Here is a 17,221-nt window from a genome sequence, read left to right as displayed (position 1 = left end):
CAGGACCAAACCATCGCAGATCCCTGATCCTGCCCGTCTTCATGTTCTATTCGATCGTGATGTCAATATCGATGTCATCCAGACTGATATCCGGACTGTCGCCTTCCACATTGACGTTGAAGTTCACCAGCCAGGTGGAAACAAAGGCAATGAACAGCGCCCCCGCCAGGATACCCACCAGATAAGCCCAGCCATTGGCAATGGAAATGAATCCATAAATGCCGCCCACAGGAGGGATCTCCGCTGTGGCCCCCAGCAGACAGGTCACCGCAGCACCCAGAGCCCCGCCAATCATGTTCACCGGAATCAGAACCTGGGGCTTGACCAGTGTATAGGGAATTGCGCCTTCCGTAATGCCAATGAAGCCCATGACCCAGCAGCCCTTGCCGCCTTCATACAGATCCGCAGAGAAACGCTTTTTGCGGATCGTTGTGGCAATGGCATACGCCAGCGGCGGAATGCAGATGGCGCAGTTGATGAATACATTCGGCTGGAAAATGCCTTCGGTCATCAGAACGTTGCCGGCCATCCAGGCAGACTTGTTGATGGGACCGCCCATATCGGAGCAGATCATGGCACCCAGGATCAGCGCCAGAACCAGCTGAGAAGTACCGCTGGTGCACAGCTGCCGCAGCCATTCCACCAGCGATGCATTGATGAAAGACAGAGGTCCGGCCAGGATCACACCCATCAGCAGAGCCACAGCCCCGGTCGCCAGGAACGGACAGATAACCAGCGGCATGATCTGCTGCATGGCCTCCGGGAGATGAATGTGTTCCTTCGCCCATTTCACCGTGTAGCCCGCTGCAAACGCAGCAATCAGCGCGCCCAGGAATCCGGCATTGGTGTTGGACGCCACCATGCCGCCAATCAGACCCGCGCCAATAGCCGGCTTGTCCGCAATGGAGTAGGCAATGAAGCCCGCGAGCACTGTGTTTGTGAGTCCGATGCCGGTCCAGCCAACCTGTTCAATCAGATACAGAATATGTGTGAAACCTTCTGTTTCCGCATACGGATCCAGGGACGTGATGCCCATGCACAGGGCGATGATTTTCGGAATCGCAACAACAAGAGATGCGGCTACAATCAGGGGAAGCATATAACCGATGCCGGTCATCACATGACCGACAGCGTCTTTGAAAAATTTCTTCATGACAATCCTTTCCTTTCTGTCAGTTGGTTCGGGAAAGGTTTCTGATATAATCAATACAGGTCTACTGAGTGATCAGAAACCGGCGGCATTTGTCTTGGCAGAGACAGTGCCGCTTATTTTTTGCCTTCCATGGCCTGCATGCACTTGGTCAGCACAGCCTGGGGCGCCTTGATGCACGTGGTGATGTTCACCCGGATCACCGGTTTTCCCTTGAACCGGTCCATGCCCTGGATCTTCTGATCAGATGCGATGATCACAAAATCCGCGGCTCTCGCCTCCGCCGGCGTGATTGCATTGACCTGTCCCATGGACCCCTGCTGTTCCATCTTCACATCCAGTCCCATTTCCCGGCCGGCTTTTTCCAGCGCCTTGGCAGCCATCGGTGTGTGTGCCAGTCCCGCGGGACAGGCGGAGATTCCAACAATTTTCATGATTCATTCCTCTTTCTAAGCAATGGTGTGCAGAATAAACGACTGAAGAACCTTTTCATCCCGGCACTCTTTCACCGTCCGGCAAAAATCCTCTTCCATCAGATTTGTGGCCAGGGAACTGATCATCTGCAGATGGATGTTCCCTTCGTTTTTCTCCGGGACCAGCAGAGCAAACAGACACGTCACATCCTGTCCATCCAGCGTTTCCCATTCCAGGGGCCTCCGGTTGCGGAGAAAAAACACGCTCACCCGTTTCACGTTGTCCGTCCGGGCGTGGGGAATTGCGAACCCTTCCGACAACCCCGTGCTGAACTCCGCCTCCCGGTTCTTCAGATCCTGAAGCAGCGCTTCCCGGCTCCCTGTGATACCGAACTCCTCTGCCTTGCCGGCAATGAAGGACAGCATTTCTTCCTTGGATCCAAAGTCGCAGTCCAGAAAAATCCCCCGGCTTTCAATCAACTCGTTCATGGCTTTGCACCTCCTTGCTTTTGACAGCCTCATCATATCCGGCACCCGGCAGCGGCTCAATCCAGCGGATTTCCTCTTCAGGGGAAACACCCCGTTTCCTCTGCACCCGGAAATCCGCGATTTCCCGTCAAACGGAAATGAGCAGTTTGCGAAACCGCCGCAAACCCGGCACTATATCTCTGAACAACAAGACAACATGCAAAGGAGGGAATCATGCTGAGTCAGCCGCGTTTGAAAGAAATCCTGCAGCTGCTGCTGCAGCCTGTCGGACAGAACACCACGGATCTGTCCCAGCGCTTCGGCGTCACAGTGCGCACGATCCGCTCTGACATACAGGCCCTCAATCGCCTCATGCCCGGTGCCTCCATTGCCCTGAAACGGGGCAAAGGCTATGAACTGACCATCACCGATCCCGAACGCTTCAACCCATGGAAACAGCAGGCTTTGAGCCGCGGCTGGACCCTGACACTGGATTCCATGGAAGAAAGACAGCGGTATATGCTCTCTGTTCTGCTCATCCAGGATAACTGGCAGGATCCGGATGATCTGGCAGATATGATTTACGTCTCCCGGAACACCAGCCAGAGCTATCTGCGCAGCATCCGCCAGATCTGCAGCCGGTACGGCCTTTCATTCGAAAGCAGAAGCCAGAAAGGAATCCGGATCACAGGACCGGAAATCCGCCGCAGGGAATGCCTCCTGCAGGAGGTTCTGGATATGGACCGGAACATGAAAAACTATGTCACGGAATTCTCGCCTCTGGAAAAACAGCTGTTCCGGCACACCGATCTCTCAGCCCTGTCAGCCGGGCTGTATACCTCTCTGCAGGAACACAGACTCGTCTGCTCGGACTATGCGCTGAAAAACCTGGTGCTGCACACCGCCATGATGCTGGAACGGATCCGCACCGGCGGAATTCTGCCTGAACTGGAACCAGGCGGATTTCCGCCGGAAATCATGCAGGCCACGGAAGATATCTGCGAAACGCTTGAGAAAAAAGAAAAGCTGGCCATCCCCGCCAGCGAACGCGACTCCCTGAGCCTGCACATATCTCTGAACACCCGCCTTGGCTGCGCCCCGGAAAGCGAAGACCTCCGGACCGCTGTCACCCAGATGCTGGAACACATCCGGGCCATCTGGCGATTCGACCTCAGAAACGATCAGGTGCTCATCAAAGACCTGTACAATCATCTCTTCAGCATCTTCAAAGCAAGATACAGTCACCAGAACCGCACCAATCCCCTGCTCAACACCATCCGCAGCAGCTTTCCCCTGGCCTACGACATCTCCCTGGACGCAGTCAGTCACGTCTTCCAGCCCATGCAGTTCTCCGAAGATGAAATCGGCTACATCTCCCTGCACATCGGCGCCGCCGTGGAACGATGCTACTCCGGACAGATGAAACCTGTCAAAACCTACCTCGTCTGCGGATCCGGCATGGCCACCTCCCGCATGCTGGAAGCCCGGCTGAAATCCTATTTTCAGTCCAAGCTGGAAATCCTGGCCTGTCTGTCCTACCAGCAGTATCTGTCTCTGGACGAACACAAGCTGCTGGAAGCAGATTTTCTCATCACCACCGTCCCTCTGCCGGAACGGGGCCTCCCCTTCGTGGAAGTCGATTTCTCTCTTACCCGCGAAAACGCGGAAACCGTCGCCAGGATGCTGACCCCGGCACAGAACGAAACCGAAGGAGCCACGCGATTTTTCCAGGAAAACCTGTTTGTCCGCTTCCGGGACCCGGTATCCAAGGAACAGGTACTGGACGAACTCTGCACCCGCCTGATCCAGAACGGAATCTCAAGCCCTGAACTCCGGGAATCCGTCCGGCGCCGCGAGGAAATATCCCATACAAACCTCAACGACATCTTTGCCATCCCCCACCCCATGACCCCGGAAGCCAGCCGGACAAAAGCCGCCGTTGCCCTCCTGGATCATCCCATTTCCTGGAACGACAGTGTGGACACTGTGCAGATCATCTTCCTGCTGGCCTTCTGCAAAGGCGAACAGAAAAACATCGAGCGCCTTTATGATTTTCTCCTGGAAATCGTTCAGTCCATCCCGCTCCAGCAGGAAATTCTCAAATCGCAGACCTTCGAAGAGTTCTTCAGCCGCTGCCTCAAGTGAATCTGTCTTTATGCCGGAGCCTGCCCTGCTCCGGTTTTTCCTTGCCGATGCGGCTGCCACCTGTGACAGGGCATCAGGGCTGACCGGACAGGAGAGCCTGTACCGGCAAAGCGGCACAAAGTCGATGTCACCATCAGCATTCAGACAGGTTTGCATTCCAGATAATAAAAAAAAAGCCCTCAGGTAGTTTCCTGAAGGCGAATTTTCATAGTGGTGGAGCGTAGGAGGATCGAACTCCTGACCCCCTGCGTGCAAAGCAGGTGCTCTCCCAGCTGAGCTAACACCCCACATATAAAACAGATGGTGGGCCTGAATGGACTTGAACCAACGACCTCACCCTTATCAGGGGTGCGCTCTAACCACCTGAGCTACAGGCCCATCTGTTGACTGCTCATTGATATTACCACAGTCCCCTTTCTCCTTGCAAGCAGAAATTTCAGCCAGTCTCAGCCAGTCTCAGCCAGTTTTCTGCACAACCAAAGGTTGTGCAGAAAACACGCTGAATCTGATATACTGCATGCTAATAGTGTTCGAATCAGAGACCCCGGAATGCTGTGAATTCCGGCTTATTCGGCTGTATGAGGTACAGCCTTTTTCAGCGTGTTCCGTGACCAGCTACCGCTGTCACGGAACTGGCTGCAAAAAAGCACGATCAGTGTACCAGCACCGACCGTGCTCAGGATGATCGCTAGATCATCTGCTAATCAATAAACAGCACATCGGTTGATGTCTGCTGTCTGTACCTTCATTATAGCGCAGCCAGTTTGCTGCACAACTTGCAGTTGTTCAGCAAACCCGCTGCGTTTTTTCGCTTACAGCCAGCAAATCAGCGACTTCACCGGAATCTGTCAGTTATGGCGGATTCCATTTTTCAGTCTTGTCAGATCCGGATTGGTCCGTCACGCTGCAGCATTTCCTTTTGCAACGGGTTCGATGCCCAGTCAGCGGGCAGAATGACCAGCCTCCGGCTGTTCATTCCGCTGGCTGACGGCTGTTCAGTACACCCGGAAATCCTCCTGGATCTCCTCCCGGCTCCGACCGCTTTGAAGCCCCAGCATCAGCAGCAGCCTGGCCTTGTGCGGCATCAGATCATACGCTGCAATCGTCCTCTGCATCGGATCAAACACCTCATCCGGGACCGCCTCGCCCTCCGGCAGACGGCTCGCCCGCACAATCATGCACTCACCATCCCAGGACTCAATCACATCCTGCACCGCCCGGGGATAATTCCCGCCACCGGTACCTGCAATCACCACACCATCATAACGCTCCAGCATATACCGCAGCAGCCCCGGGTCCGACTCCTCATGCACATAGAAAATCTCCACCTCAGGCATATCCCGCAAATCCGTCACATTGAACCGCGAAGCACTGGTATGAAACCGGTACGGCCGGTGAATCAGAGACACCCGCCGGTCCCGCACATACCCCAGCAAACCGAACTCATTCTGCCGGAACGCATCCGTGCTCATCGAATCCGTCTTCTTCACATCCCGGCCCGCGAACACCATATTCGACAGCACAACCAGCACGCCCATCCCCGCAGCCTGATCATCCGCCGCCAGAGACACCGCCTGCATCAGATTACCCGGTCCATCCGCACTCGTCGCCGTCGCCGGCCGCATCGCACCCGTGATCACCACCGGCTTCTTCACATCCAGCACCAGATTCAGCAAAAACGCCGTTTCCTCCAGCGTATCCGTCCCATGCGTGATCACCACGCCATCCACCGATGGATCCGCCTCCAGTGCCTCCACCAGTTTCTTCACCTCGCGGTACACCCCGAACGTCACATCATTGGAATCCACCTGGCACACCGTATACATCTCCAGATCCGCCACATCCGCCAGACCCGGCACAGATTTCACCACCTGCTCCACAGGCAGTTCCCCCGCCCGGTACCCCGCCGAATCCCCCGCAGGACCTGCCCCCGCAATGGTTCCACCCGTGGCAATCACCGCAATCTTCTTCCGATCTTCCGCCATACAACATCCTCTTTTCCCGGCATCGCCGATACCCGTTTCCTGCCGATACAGCCAGGGCCAGCAACCGCCTGAGTGCATCAGCCGCAGCCGGACTGCAGAATCCGGCTTACGGCAGTTGTTCCCGGCTCACACCTGCAGCCGCACGTGGCTGGTACCCTGGTTCTTTTTTACCTGAATCTGCCGGTCAATGGCAGTCTTCAGCCCCGAAACATGGGAAATCACCGCCACACACCGGTACTGCGCCAGTTCCTGCAGCACCTGCATCGCCTTCTGCAGGCTCTCATCATCCAGCGAACCGAATCCCTCATCAATGAACAGCGTATCAATGCTGATCCCCGGATTCGCCGCAGCCACCCGGTCACTCAGTCCCATCGCCAGACAGAGACTGGCCTCAAAGGACTCACCGCCGGACAGTGTCTGCACCGCCCGGATCTCTCCGCTGAACCGGTCTTCCACCGCCAGATCCAGTCCCGTTTTCCCGGCGCCTTTTTTCTGGCTCTCGCTGCGCACCAGCCGGTACTGTCCCCGGGAAAGCTGCAGAAACCGCCGGTTGGCCGCTTCCAGCACCTGATCCAGATACATCATCTGCACCCAGGCCTCCAGGGAAATCCGCTGTACGCCGCTCTGGGTTCCCGCCAGAGTGCGGGACAGCATATTCAGGTCCGCTACCTCCTGCTCCAGCCGCCGCTGTGTCTGATACCCGGATGTCAGCGTCTCCAGCAGACGGCGGTCATTTTTCAGGACATGCACCCGCTGCTCCAGACTCTCCCGGTCCGCAGCCAGCGCTGCCGACAGCTCCTTCTGCTGGGCATCCACAGACTTGAGCTCCTGTTCCGGGCTGCCAGTCACAGCAGGGATCTCCTCCATGGCCTTCCGGGCTGCCTCGCCGGCTGAGCGGGCGGAGGTCAGCTGCTCCCGGGTCTGCTGCAGGCGGGTCTCAAAGGCCTCGCAGGACTGTTTCATCCGGCTGGCCCGGGCTTCCAGCTCTGCCGCAGGGACGGTTCCCTGCAGCAGCTGCACCGAGGACTGCAGACCCGCCAGCTCGGACTGCCGGTTAGTCTGTTCCTGCCGGCGGCTCTCCAGAGCCGATTCCCTGGCCGGCAGACTTTTTTTCAGCTGCGCCCGCTGTTTCTCTTTCTCTTCCAGATCCCGGATCCTGTTGCTGCTCTCTGCAAGCTCTGCCTTCAGATCCGTATCCGGCACCGGATCCAGGGATTCCAGGTTTCCCTGCAGCCGGGAAACCTCGGAAGCCGCCTGCTGCTGCGCTGATTCTGCAGCCTGGGCTTTGTCCCTGAGCCGCTGTACCTGCGCTTCATCCGGCACATCCTGTTCCAGCCCGGCAGGTGCCGGGTGGTCCCGGCTGCCGCACACCGGACACGGTTCGTGATCCCGCAGAGACTGCGCCAGAATCCCGGCCTGTCCAGCCAGAAACCGGTGACTGGCTGTCAGCCAGGTGCCATTGGCTTTTTCAAACGCCGCCATGGCAGTTTTCAGCCGCTCTTTTCCCTGAGCCAGCGCCTGCTCAGCGGCTTTTTTCTGGACCAGCCGCTCCCGGATCTTTTCCAGATCCTGCTGCTGTTTCCGGGCCTGTTCCAGCCTGGCAGGAACATCCTGCAGATCCAGCAGCTGCCGGCGGTCTTTCTCCAGATCCGCCGCGGATTTCTCCAGATCCAGGGCTCCGGCTTTCACTGCCTGCGCCAGACTGGCTGCCTGCTGCTTCAGCGCTTCCGCTTTCCGGCTGTCCGCCGCCTGTTTTTCCAGCACCGCGGTTTCACTGCGCTGTTTCTCGAACACCGGCTGCTGCGGCTCCAGTTCTTCCAGCAGCCCCTGACAGCGCCGTTCCGTTCTGCACGCATCCTCCCGGCGCTGCGCCAGCAGCTGCCGCCGCTGCTCTTCCTTCTCCCTGGCCCGCAGCTGTTCAATCCGGGCAATGCAAGCCTGCAGCCGGGTTTCCTTCTCCTTCACCCCCTGCCGAAGGGCTTCCAGACTGACCGCTTCCTGCTCCAGTGTCTTCCGGCAGGCGGCTTCATCAAAAGGCGTTTCCTGATACAGTCCCAGACCGGATCGCCGGACTTCGTTTTCCCGGACACAGACATCCAGTTCCTCCCGCTTTACGCGGGCTTTTTCCTGCAGCTCCTTCTGCACCCGGTCATAAAACCCCGTTCCGAACAGATCCCGGAAGATTTCCTGGCGCCGCTGGCTGTCCGCCGTGAGCAGATCCCGGAATGCCCCCTGGGCAATGAGCACCGTCTGGGAAAACTGGGCGGCGTCCAGCCCCAGCAGATCCCGGATCCTGGCTGCAGCCTCCCGGTTCTCCAGCACCTCTGTCTCTGTCTTCAGCTCCAGCCGCTCCGGATCGGCGTTTTTCCGGAACTCCTTTCCGTTCTTTTTCAGCCTGGCCTGCGCCGGTTCCCGGGTCACGGTATACACGCGCCCCTTTTCCTCGAACGTCAGACTCACCCGGGTCATAGTCCCGGGATCGGCATTTTTGCACCGAAGCATCTGCGCATCCCGTTCTTTCTGGGAAGGCTGTCCATAGAGGGCATACATCAGGCCGTCAAAGAGAACGGTTTTTCCCGCACCGGTTTCCCCGGTGATCAGAATCAGTCCCCGGGAACCGAACGCCGAAAAGTCAATCACTTCCCGGCTGGCATAGGGACCAAACGCCTGCAGTTCCAGTCTCAGCGGTCTCATGCGTCTTCCATCTCCTTCAGCAGTTTCTCCAGCAGCGTTTCCTGCCCCGGACTCAGGCTCTGCCCGGTCTGTGCCAGATAGAACTCCCGGATGTTCTCAGCCGGGTCATCACTGCGCACAGCCGCCGAAGCCCCCGCTGCTTCCTGCACCCGGGCCTCCAGCGCCTCGTACCCCAGTCCCACCAGATACGGCCAGGCTTCCTGCAGCCGCATCAGCGCCAGGGGATTGGGCTGTTCATCCTGCAGCGCCGCATATACATAGGCATCCCGGTCATGGGCCGCCACAAACGCCGGATCCGTCAGTTCATCCAGGGTGCCGGTGAGTTTCTCAAACCGCCGCAGCGGGTCAATCTGCACCGGAGTGACCGTTACCCGGCTGCCGGGTTCAGCCTGCGGATCCACATCCACCACCAGTGCGCCTTTTTGCTGCTCCAACTCGCTGATGGACAGCCGCTGCAGCGTCCCGGGATACCACACATTCTCTGCGATCCGCTGCGGCGAATGCAGGTGCCCCATCGCCACATAGTCATACCCCGCAAAGACCTCTGCCCCAATCTCATCCAGGCCCCCCACCATCAGCGTCTCCGACTCGCAGGTCGTAGCCCCGGAGACAAACTGATGGCTGATCAGCACATGGGCCTTTCCTGGTGCCAGTTCTTCCCGGGACAGCACCTGTTCCATCATCTCCTGATACGACCCCGGGCGCTGCTCCAGATACGGTCCAGCGGTAAAGGGCTTGATGAACGGCAGCAGATGGAACACCACATCATCCGTCTCCACCCGTCGTATGGAGCCCTGGTACACCGTTTCCAGATACAGGTTCCGGTCCTCCAGAAAGGATCTGGCATAGCCGAGTTTCTTCGGCGAATCGTGGTTGCCAGCAATCATGAACACCAGCAGACCGCTGTCCTTGAGCCGGTTCAGAAACCGGTCCAGCACCGCCACAGCCTCCGCCCCGGGATCCTGCCGGTCATAAATATCCCCGGCGATCACCAGCGCATGACAGTGCTGATCCTTCGCCGTCTGAATCACCTTCGTCAGCAGATCCTCCTGAAGCACCAGAAATTCCCGCATGTCCTGATGATAAAACGGCTTGCCGATGTGCAGATCCGATATATGAAGGAATCTCATGCGGCTACCGCAAACCAGATCCCCGTCAGGACATAGAGGATCCCCAGCAGCCAGAACGCCGGGGCCTTTTTCACACACCGGAACAGCCGGACTTTTTCCATCAGCGCATCCCAGTCCCGGCGAATCACCGGTGCAGCCAGAACAGTCAGCACCAGTCCCACAGCCGCCAGCACCATCATGATCCACACCAGCTGCGGGAACCAGCCGTTGAGAACCGCCAGGGTGTTGTTCGTGACATGCAGCGCAATGGGCAGCCAGATGCTTCCCGTCCGTTCATACCCCGCGCAGAACACCAGACCGAAGAAGAACACCGGGAATCCCTGCACGAAATTCATGTGCAGAAACGAAAACCCCAGACTGCTGATCACCGCCGCAAACACCGCACCGTAAGGCTTCAGACAGTTGTAGGCAAATCCCCGGAAGAACAGCTCTTCCACCACCGGGCCAATGAATCCCGCTATCAGCAGCATCAGAACCATGTCCAGGGGATCAGGCGCTGCGGGGAGTGTCTGGTCCGAGACCTGAAACAGCTGCCAGAACAGACCGAAGGCAATGTTCCAGAAAAACATCATGGGGACATAGCGCAGATACGTGGACACAAAGTGATGACCGGTGGTTTTCAGCCCTTCCACTTTTGTATGCGTCGTCTGCAGCGCCACAGCCATCGCCGGCAGCCCCGCCACCACCGTACCGCCCAGAAGCACCAGCCAGGTGGTGTTGATCCCCAGCAGAGCAGGCAGCGCGCCGACAAAGCCGGTCACAAACTGCAGCACGACATAGATCCACATGGCCAGACCAAAGTACTGAATGCGGCGGGCACAGCTCAGCCCTGTATCAGTTGTGTGATTCATCATGTATGGTTCCTTTCTGTTTCAGTCGGTGAAATACCCAGGCGGTCACACCGCAGCAAAGCAGCGAGACCAGAATGCCCCCGGCCAGATCCGTCGGGTAGTGCACCCCGAGATAGAGCCTGGTCAGAGCGATGAGAACTGCGTAGAGAAACGCCGGGATCCACCAGCGGTCTTTGGCAAAGAGCAGACCCCAGAACAGTGCGAACGCCGCTGCGGTATGGCTGGAGGGGAAGGAGGTGCCGCCGGGGACCGGCCCGACCCGTTCCAGACCCGGAACCACCAGAAACGGCCGTGGTTCCTGCACGAAGTGCTTCAGGGCGGTGGAGAGGATCAGGGTCAGTGCCAGTCCGGCGATCAGGCGCCAGCCCAGGGTTCTGGTGCGGCAAAAGAGCAGCAGGACCAGCAGCAGGGCAGCCGCCAGCCAGATGGTGTTCGTCAGCAGGAGCACGATCTGGTTGAGCTCCGGGGTGCGCAGGGTCTGGAACCAGAGCAGAATCCGGCCGTTCATTGCCGGGACCGCAGCTTTCCATAGTACTGGGCATCCGCTTCTTCGTCGATGAAGGAAGCCGGGGCGTGCAGGACGAAGGGACACGAAGCCCACAGAGCTTCAAAGTCCTGCAAAGGGATGCGTGCGGTCCAGGTTCCGGAACTGGCCAGAATCATGTCGTTCCGCCGCTTGAGAAGTGTGTGACCGGACTGCAGGGTGTGCCCTGCTTCCAGTTCATTCATCGCCTGTTGAATGTTCATGGGTTCATGATAGCATGCCCGCCCCCATGCAAAAAAAAGCCTCCTGAAATTCAGGAGACCCCTTTTGATGATTGTTGGCTGTGACTAGCAGTTGTAGTCAATCAGTTCCTGGAACCAGGCCTGCGGGTGAGCGCAAACCGGGCACTTTGCAGGAGCTGTTTCTGCTTCTGCGATGTAGCCGCAGTTCAGGCAGATCCATTTAACCTTTTCAGGCTTTGTGAAGATGGTCTTGTTTTCCAGCTCATCCAGCATAGCCTGGTAGCGGTTGCGGTGGTGCAGCTCAATGTTGCCGACCATGCGCATCTTCGCAGCGATTTCCGTGAAGCCTTCTTCCTCGGCAGTCTTGGCGAAGTCTGCATACATGTCAGACCACTCGTAGTTTTCGCCTTCCCATGCATCCTTCAGGTTCTGTTCTGTAGCAGGTACAGCACCGTCGTGCAGATACTTGAACCACAGTTTTGCATGTGCTTCTTCGTTGCCGGAAGTCTGGTTGAAGATGTTGCGGAGAACAACATAGCCATCCTTCTGAGCCTGCTTTGCATACCACTGATATTTCGTGAACGCCTGGCATTCGCCGGCGAAAGCAGCCATCAGGTTCTGCTCTGTCTTAGATCCTTTTAATTCCATTGGATATTACCTCCATCCACCGCTATTGTAGTATGCTGGCCGGCTAACTTTCAACTGACTGAATCAGTCTGAAGTGGCCCAGGAAGGTGCTTCATTCCCCCGCCTGACCAGGATGGCTTTCTGAAATTCCGTCTGGTTGAGGAACTCCAGAATCCGCAGGATTTCATGTTCGGTGCAGCCGGTGATCAGCTTCACTTCGCAGTCTTTTTTCAGGATATCCGCAGACACCGCAATGGCCTGCACTTTGATTCCGCCTTTCGATCCTTTGAATACATCGATTGGCGCCTGGTCAGAACCTGTCGTATCCGTCAAAAAGCCATAATCTACAGGATAAATCAAATTTCTGTACTTATAATGATGACTTCCTTTGGGACGGTCGATGGTGCAGCTGCTTGAAAGCAGGAGTGTATCCAGTTTCTGCCAGAAGAATATATTGTTTTCCAGTTGACCTTCCATGATGCCCTCCAAACAATGCCTTTTTATTATATAGCCAGCTTTCAGGGAATGAAACTATTTTCATTCAAATCCGGTTTCTTTCAGAGATAAGGCAGAAATATGTGAAACTAGTGCCCATGTGGCACTCTGTCCCGAAGTGTCACTTCCCGCACCCGGTCCGCATAAATCAGCTGCAGGAAGATGACCGCAAGCGGTATCAGGGCAAACCAGATGGTCCGTCCGGAGAAGAACATGCAGAGAAAAGAAGACAGGATTCCACCCAGCACAAACACCAGCAGCATGGCCGAGTGCATGGACAGCCGGCGTTTCTGATGCAGAGATCCGGGATGACGGATCAGCTTCACCAGGGAAATCCCCAGCTGGCGCAGATGGTTGGTGCAGAAGGTGGTGGCCATAGGCAGGCCTCTGGCCTGACGGAATGTGTTGTACTGCATGGAACAGATCAGATTCACCGCAATCTGAGAAATCTGAAAGGGAGCCGAGTCAGGAATGAACCCGAGCAGCAGCACCACAAGCATTTCAAACCCTATTAACAGAGTATCCCAGCGCAGGGGGTAACGGCGACGGATTGGCCCGGGCAAAAGTTCACTGAGCATGGAACCGAAAAGGTAGGCGCTCATGGGGATCAGATAATAGAGGGCGCCGAGCCATTTGCCCTGGCCCAGGTTCAGAGAGAAGAGAACGAAGTTGGCGTTCTGGGCGTTGCAGAAAACGCCACCCCGGCAGGAATAGGTGTAGGCACCATAAAAACCTCCCACAAACATAAGCAGGAGGAAGATGTGGCGTTTCTCGCATTCCAGGTAGATTTCCTGTTCAGACTCAGAGGCTTTCATAGGTAAAAGTATAAACCTGAAATTTGTTACAGCTGGCGAGTAAACGGTTTCAGAAATGAAAAGGAGAGGGAAATCCCTCTCCCGGCTTCACGCATTGTTTTTATGTGATTCCAGAACATTCTCCAGATAGCAGATTGAACGCTGGTATTTTTTTCTGCGCTGCCTGTCTTCATCCACAGGAAAAGGTATTCTCGAAAGATCTGAGTTGTGGCGCAGGTCTGCTAATTTGATCTGTGAAGCATCAGGGTCTTTGGATATTCTGTCAATATACTCCTGATATGACTCTCCAGGCTTTCTGGTCAGCTGTTCAACAAGATGGATTACAGATGACTCAACTCCCAATTTCTGAAGATCTTCAGCAGTCAGTTTCGTATCCTCCAGTGAATCATGAAGATATGCCGCAGCTTTCAGCTTATCTCCAGAGACTCCTTCAGCCACTGCCTGAACATGCAGAAAATAGGGTGACAGCCTTTATCATACTGTCCCTCATGAGCCCTTTCTGCAATTGTCCTGGCCAGTTCTATCTGATTCATTTACCAAAACAAATCATGCGTTCTGCATCTTTCCGTTTGATTGCCCGAACTGGCATATCTCCAAAAAACATCCGACAAAGCCTGACATCCTCCAGCCACTGTTTTGTCTTGGGATCATATCTTTGTGGCAGTTTGGATCTGCGGCTTCTGATAATCATATTTCCATCATCGTAGGCAAGAAGATATTTATTCAAGATACGTCACCCTCTCTGTTACCTAGTGTGTTCCATGCAATACAAGGAATCGCTAAGAGTCACCAATGGACTCTATATATTCTCTCGCAACTTTCAATTTTTTAGCATTAATATCGGCATTGAAGGTGTTGACTCTTTTACCGTATTTTGACTCAATATCTGCTTTTTCTAAATATATTTTCTGACGTTCTATAGAATCATCTACAATCGCAAGACAAATATAACACCATGTTAGTAGATTATAAAAATCAAGGGATTGGTTATAATGTTGCAAATCACTTTGAATGCCAAGGTGAATATTATTGAGCTTTTTTAAAATTTCTTTCCTCGTTTCATTATTCGAAAGAACCTGCTCAATAATATTCCAGTTTTTCCCATCATCGCTTATTTCCAATATTCTATCACTTATCAGTTTCAGCTCTAGACATCGCTTTTTATAGGCGGCTTTATCACAGAGTGGGTCTATTTCAAGCGATTTCTCGAAATAATCCAAAGCTATTTCCGGATCAAGTATCCGCTCATAAATCATCCCTATTATTCTATATATTTCCGAAGTGCTTAAATCTAGACTAATTGATTTCTCTGCATATTTATTCGCCTGCTCTATCCAATTCTTTTCATCTTTCTGATACTCACGATTAGATTGGTGGCCTAATAAATAAATATAGATATGGGCTATTTTCTGGTATAAATATCCCTTTAACTGTTTCTCGTCGCTTCTTGATTTGAAAGATTCAAGCAGGAAATCCTCATTATTAATTAAATTAGCCACATTTGATTCGGAGAAATACTTAAACGATTCCCACTGTTCCTCTTCTCGGCATGCTATAGAATGATACAATTCAACCTCTGAATCTCTTAGGACTCGATAAATATTTAAATCTTGGTAATCACTTTGACTATCAAACTCTTCCCTAAGAATGTCAGGTTTATAATTGGTCAGTTTTTTTACAAGGGCCCAATTCTTAGAGCTATATGCATTTTTTATTCTTTTAAAATATAGTTCTCCCTCTATAACTTTAGCTATTGCAATATCCTGCGCTTCAAACTCTAAGGCATCAATAGTATCCAAAAATAGCTGTCCCCAAATCGGATCACTATCTAACTCTACCTCTAATAGATTGCGTTTATGCATTGTATTCTCAAATTCAATTTCAGACAGCTTGATATTAATACCAAGTTCATATTTGCCTGCTTTTTCGTTCAACTCTTCAAGGCTATCGCCTAGCTCACCAGTACTTTTAGTAAGTTTGTCGATTTCGTTCTTTTCTAATGCATTGAATATGTTCAAACTAACCCATGTTGTTATGGCAATACTCATAACCCCGACTGCAAATGTTGATAAGTCTTTATATATAAAGCTTACATCTTGATCTTGTTTATACCATGAATAAATACAGTCAAAGAAAATCAGAAAAAATAATCCTGCTACTAATCCAATATTTAGCAATAATACTTTATTAAGTATCTCTTGCTTACTGCTTTCGAAGTTCATTTCCTTTTCCTTCTTCATAATTCATAAATCTCATTTATTATTGATACCATTAAAATTGGAGAGGACTATGTCCTCTCCAATTTATTATTATCTGGCTTTTGACCGTTTTCCGAGACCAATCAGAATCAGCAGAGCCGCACCTCCCAGCAGGATCCAGAGACCAGGCTGCGCATAGACAGAAGTCTTTGTCTGCAAAGCCTTTTTCGGATCCCGGGCTGTCGGGCTGGGAGTGGGAGATTTGGGCGCTTTATACTCAATATAAAACATCGTATCCACCTTCCCATTGTCACTGGAAGCATCCGACTGGGAATGGTAGGCAGTGACCACACTGCTCAGACCTCCCTTATCATCGTTTACCACCGTGACGCGGACAATCAGCTTTTCATCCAGGTCGGAATTGTTCTCACCTTTTACCAAACTGGCAGTCAGCTGGTAATAGTAGTTTCCCGGTGCAGAGAAGGAGACAGGTCCCAGACTTGCCTTTCCCGCTCCATCAATGGAAACCTGTGCAGCTGCCGGAGCCGGAGCTCCCCCCAGAGGTTCCAGTTTGAAATCGGTTGTCAGTTTGACTGTACTGGCAGGCTGGTCGGAGGTTTCAGTAAATTCCGTGGATACCGGAATCTTAACATCCACCGTACTTTCCTGTGCCATTACAGCAGAAGGAGCAAATGCCAGAAGAGAAAGTGCACCGGCAAAGCCGATTCGCATCAGTTTTTTCAGAATGCCTTTCATCAGCTGTCTTTCACCTCCCGTTTGTTTTCCAATCTGCCAAAGACGATCACTCGTCCATTGGTTTCCGTGTCATAACAGGTGGACAAGGCAATAACCTGAGAATCCGAAGGAACAGAACGATAGTGAAGCGCGTTCTGTTCCAGATAGGAAACCACATCCGAAGCCGAATTCTTGTAAGACCCGGCATTGTAGACCACAGGATCTCCTGCATCTGTCTTCAGGACAGCAAACAGCGAAATATCCCAGGTGCACGTATCGTTGTACAGGGCTCCAGTCTTATGAGACTCAAAGTACTTCTCATCCAGAAACTTCGTCACATCCCCATACATACCGCCGTTTTCCATATGGTGGCCATATGTCAGGTTGTACATATCAGAGAAGGTACGATCATTCAGACACGAAAGGAAGACAGATCCGGACAGGGCAAACTCTCCAAGAGCATCCTTGTTTACATACTCCATATCATCCTTCCCCTGCGTTACAGGCTGATCGATATGTGTATCGTCAACAGTGATCCAGCCGATCACATCCGGATTGATCTTCATCAATTCAGCCAGGGAATATACATGACCCTCAGACGGCTTGAACTTCATCATCTCAGAACCGTATCCTGCCTGATTGATCAGCCAGTTATCGTACAGCGAATAGCCACCATACAGCATCATGCAAAGCACCTGCAGCATGGCAACAAACGTGACGAACCGGTCACCAAGACGGGCAATCCTTGCCGCATTTGACATCAGTATTTCTCTCGACTGTCAAACGGCA

The 17,221-nt window shown here is 53.6% G+C and carries 17 protein-coding genes and 2 tRNA genes; 1 reads left to right on the top strand and 18 read right to left on the bottom strand.

Annotated elements, in window-relative coordinates; translation table 11 throughout:
* Positions 1-46: 46 nt before the first annotated feature.
* The 3 genes from QZ305_RS01115 to QZ305_RS01105 all read right to left on the bottom strand — a co-directional run bounded on the left by QZ305_RS01115 (position 47) and on the right by QZ305_RS01105 (position 2,052).
* Positions 47-1,153 (bottom strand): PTS fructose transporter subunit IIC, encoded by a 1,107-nt coding sequence (locus QZ305_RS01115; protein WP_294729653.1) that lies wholly within the window; start codon positions 1,151-1,153, stop codon positions 47-49.
* Between the two features lie 113 nt (positions 1,154-1,266).
* Positions 1,267-1,584 carry a PTS fructose transporter subunit IIB gene (locus QZ305_RS01110; RefSeq protein WP_294729652.1) on the bottom strand — a complete coding sequence of 106 codons (318 nt, stop codon included), beginning with the start codon at positions 1,582-1,584 and terminating at the stop codon, positions 1,267-1,269.
* Between the two features lie 15 nt (positions 1,585-1,599).
* A complete protein-coding gene (locus QZ305_RS01105) occupies positions 1,600-2,052 on the bottom strand; it encodes a PTS sugar transporter subunit IIA (protein WP_294729651.1) in 453 nt (150 codons plus the stop codon).
* Positions 2,053-2,265: 213 nt separating this feature from the next.
* Here QZ305_RS01105 and QZ305_RS01100 point away from each other — a divergent pair, with 213 nt between their 5' ends.
* Positions 2,266-4,176 (top strand): BglG family transcription antiterminator, encoded by a 1,911-nt coding sequence (locus tag QZ305_RS01100; RefSeq protein ID WP_294729650.1) that lies wholly within the window; start codon positions 2,266-2,268, stop codon positions 4,174-4,176.
* Positions 4,177-4,387: 211 nt separating this feature from the next.
* Here the strand turns inward: QZ305_RS01100 and QZ305_RS01095 are convergent.
* The 15 genes from QZ305_RS01095 to srtB form a co-directional block, all read right to left on the bottom strand.
* Positions 4,388-4,463 (bottom strand) — tRNA-Ala (locus QZ305_RS01095).
* 14 nt (positions 4,464-4,477) lie between these two features.
* Positions 4,478-4,554 (bottom strand) — tRNA-Ile (locus QZ305_RS01090).
* A gap of 617 nt (positions 4,555-5,171) precedes the next feature.
* Positions 5,172-6,161, bottom strand: coding sequence for an asparaginase (locus QZ305_RS01085; RefSeq protein ID WP_294729649.1), 990 nt, complete (start codon positions 6,159-6,161; stop codon positions 5,172-5,174).
* 126 nt (positions 6,162-6,287) lie between these two features.
* The gene (locus QZ305_RS01080; protein ID WP_294729648.1) at positions 6,288-8,855 is read right to left on the bottom strand and encodes an SMC family ATPase; all 2,568 of its coding nucleotides are present in this window, start codon (positions 8,853-8,855) and stop codon (positions 6,288-6,290) included.
* Entirely contained in the window at positions 8,852-9,928 is a 1,077-nt protein-coding gene (locus QZ305_RS01075; protein ID WP_294729647.1) for an exonuclease SbcCD subunit D, read from the bottom strand. The genes QZ305_RS01080 and QZ305_RS01075 overlap by 4 nt, the downstream gene beginning before the upstream one ends.
* Before the next feature lie 53 nt (positions 9,929-9,981).
* Entirely contained in the window at positions 9,982-10,839 is an 858-nt protein-coding gene (locus QZ305_RS01070) for a CPBP family intramembrane glutamic endopeptidase (RefSeq protein WP_294729646.1), read from the bottom strand.
* Complete coding sequence (locus QZ305_RS01065) at positions 10,820-11,344, bottom strand: phosphatase PAP2 family protein (protein WP_294729645.1); 525 nt, start codon at positions 11,342-11,344, stop codon at positions 10,820-10,822. Before QZ305_RS01065 ends, QZ305_RS01070 begins: the two co-directional genes overlap by 20 nt.
* Entirely contained in the window at positions 11,341-11,583 is a 243-nt protein-coding gene (locus tag QZ305_RS01060) for a hypothetical protein (RefSeq protein WP_294729644.1), read from the bottom strand. The genes QZ305_RS01065 and QZ305_RS01060 overlap by 4 nt, the downstream gene beginning before the upstream one ends.
* An 84-nt stretch (positions 11,584-11,667) precedes the next feature.
* Positions 11,668-12,210 carry a rubrerythrin gene (gene rbr / locus QZ305_RS01055; RefSeq protein ID WP_294729643.1) on the bottom strand — a complete coding sequence of 181 codons (543 nt, stop codon included), beginning with the start codon at positions 12,208-12,210 and terminating at the stop codon, positions 11,668-11,670.
* A gap of 63 nt (positions 12,211-12,273) precedes the next feature.
* Positions 12,274-12,666, bottom strand: coding sequence for an Inorganic pyrophosphatase (locus tag QZ305_RS01050; protein ID WP_294729642.1), 393 nt, complete (start codon positions 12,664-12,666; stop codon positions 12,274-12,276).
* Positions 12,667-12,773: 107 nt separating this feature from the next.
* Positions 12,774-13,499 carry a YoaK family protein gene (locus tag QZ305_RS01045; protein ID WP_294729641.1) on the bottom strand — a complete coding sequence of 242 codons (726 nt, stop codon included), beginning with the start codon at positions 13,497-13,499 and terminating at the stop codon, positions 12,774-12,776.
* A gap of 87 nt (positions 13,500-13,586) precedes the next feature.
* Positions 13,587-13,937 (bottom strand): GTP pyrophosphokinase, encoded by a 351-nt coding sequence (locus tag QZ305_RS01040; RefSeq protein ID WP_294729640.1) that lies wholly within the window; start codon positions 13,935-13,937, stop codon positions 13,587-13,589.
* Positions 13,938-14,278: 341 nt separating this feature from the next.
* Positions 14,279-15,739, bottom strand: a complete 1,461-nt coding sequence (locus QZ305_RS01035; protein ID WP_294729639.1) for a hypothetical protein — start codon at positions 15,737-15,739, stop codon at positions 14,279-14,281.
* 69 nt (positions 15,740-15,808) lie between these two features.
* Positions 15,809-16,453, bottom strand: coding sequence for a hypothetical protein (locus QZ305_RS01030; RefSeq protein WP_294729638.1), 645 nt, complete (start codon positions 16,451-16,453; stop codon positions 15,809-15,811).
* Positions 16,453-17,193: a class B sortase gene (srtB, locus tag QZ305_RS01025; protein WP_294729637.1), complete on the bottom strand. Its 741-nt coding sequence runs from the start codon at positions 17,191-17,193 to the stop codon at positions 16,453-16,455. Before srtB ends, QZ305_RS01030 begins: the two co-directional genes overlap by 1 nt.
* Positions 17,194-17,221: the final 28 nt, after the last annotated feature.

Source organism: uncultured Faecalibaculum sp. (assembly GCF_910588395.1).
Classification (GTDB): Bacteria; Bacillota_I; Bacilli_A; order Erysipelotrichales; family Erysipelotrichaceae; genus Faecalibaculum.
The sequence above is the reverse complement of the archived record's forward strand: the minus strand, read 5'-3'. Positions and strand labels throughout refer to the sequence as shown.

Excerpts from the sequence above, each read along its gene's own strand:
- QZ305_RS01115 (WP_294729653.1), bottom strand. The coding sequence starts at position 1,153 with ATGAAGAAATTTTTCAAAGACGCTGTCGGTCATGTGATGACCGGCATC.
- QZ305_RS01110 (WP_294729652.1), bottom strand. The coding sequence starts at position 1,584 with ATGAAAATTGTTGGAATCTCCGCCTGTCCCGCGGGACTGGCACACACA.
- QZ305_RS01105 (WP_294729651.1), bottom strand. The coding sequence starts at position 2,052 with ATGAACGAGTTGATTGAAAGCCGGGGGATTTTTCTGGACTGCGACTTT.
- QZ305_RS01100 (WP_294729650.1), top strand. The coding sequence starts at position 2,266 with ATGCTGAGTCAGCCGCGTTTGAAAGAAATCCTGCAGCTGCTGCTGCAG.
- QZ305_RS01085 (WP_294729649.1), bottom strand. The coding sequence starts at position 6,161 with ATGGCGGAAGATCGGAAGAAGATTGCGGTGATTGCCACGGGTGGAACC.
- QZ305_RS01080 (WP_294729648.1), bottom strand. The coding sequence starts at position 8,855 with ATGAGACCGCTGAGACTGGAACTGCAGGCGTTTGGTCCCTATGCCAGC.
- QZ305_RS01075 (WP_294729647.1), bottom strand. The coding sequence starts at position 9,928 with ATGCGGGAATTTCTGGTGCTTCAGGAGGATCTGCTGACGAAGGTGATT.
- QZ305_RS01070 (WP_294729646.1), bottom strand. The coding sequence starts at position 10,839 with ATGATGAATCACACAACTGATACAGGGCTGAGCTGTGCCCGCCGCATT.
- QZ305_RS01065 (WP_294729645.1), bottom strand. The coding sequence starts at position 11,344 with ATGAACGGCCGGATTCTGCTCTGGTTCCAGACCCTGCGCACCCCGGAG.
- QZ305_RS01060 (WP_294729644.1), bottom strand. The coding sequence starts at position 11,583 with ATGAACATTCAACAGGCGATGAATGAACTGGAAGCAGGGCACACCCTG.
- rbr (WP_294729643.1), bottom strand. The coding sequence starts at position 12,210 with ATGGAATTAAAAGGATCTAAGACAGAGCAGAACCTGATGGCTGCTTTC.
- QZ305_RS01050 (WP_294729642.1), bottom strand. The coding sequence starts at position 12,666 with ATGGAAGGTCAACTGGAAAACAATATATTCTTCTGGCAGAAACTGGAT.
- QZ305_RS01045 (WP_294729641.1), bottom strand. The coding sequence starts at position 13,499 with ATGAAAGCCTCTGAGTCTGAACAGGAAATCTACCTGGAATGCGAGAAA.
- QZ305_RS01035 (WP_294729639.1), bottom strand. The coding sequence starts at position 15,739 with ATGAAGAAGGAAAAGGAAATGAACTTCGAAAGCAGTAAGCAAGAGATA.
- QZ305_RS01030 (WP_294729638.1), bottom strand. The coding sequence starts at position 16,453 with ATGAAAGGCATTCTGAAAAAACTGATGCGAATCGGCTTTGCCGGTGCA.
- srtB (WP_294729637.1), bottom strand. The coding sequence starts at position 17,193 with ATGTCAAATGCGGCAAGGATTGCCCGTCTTGGTGACCGGTTCGTCACG.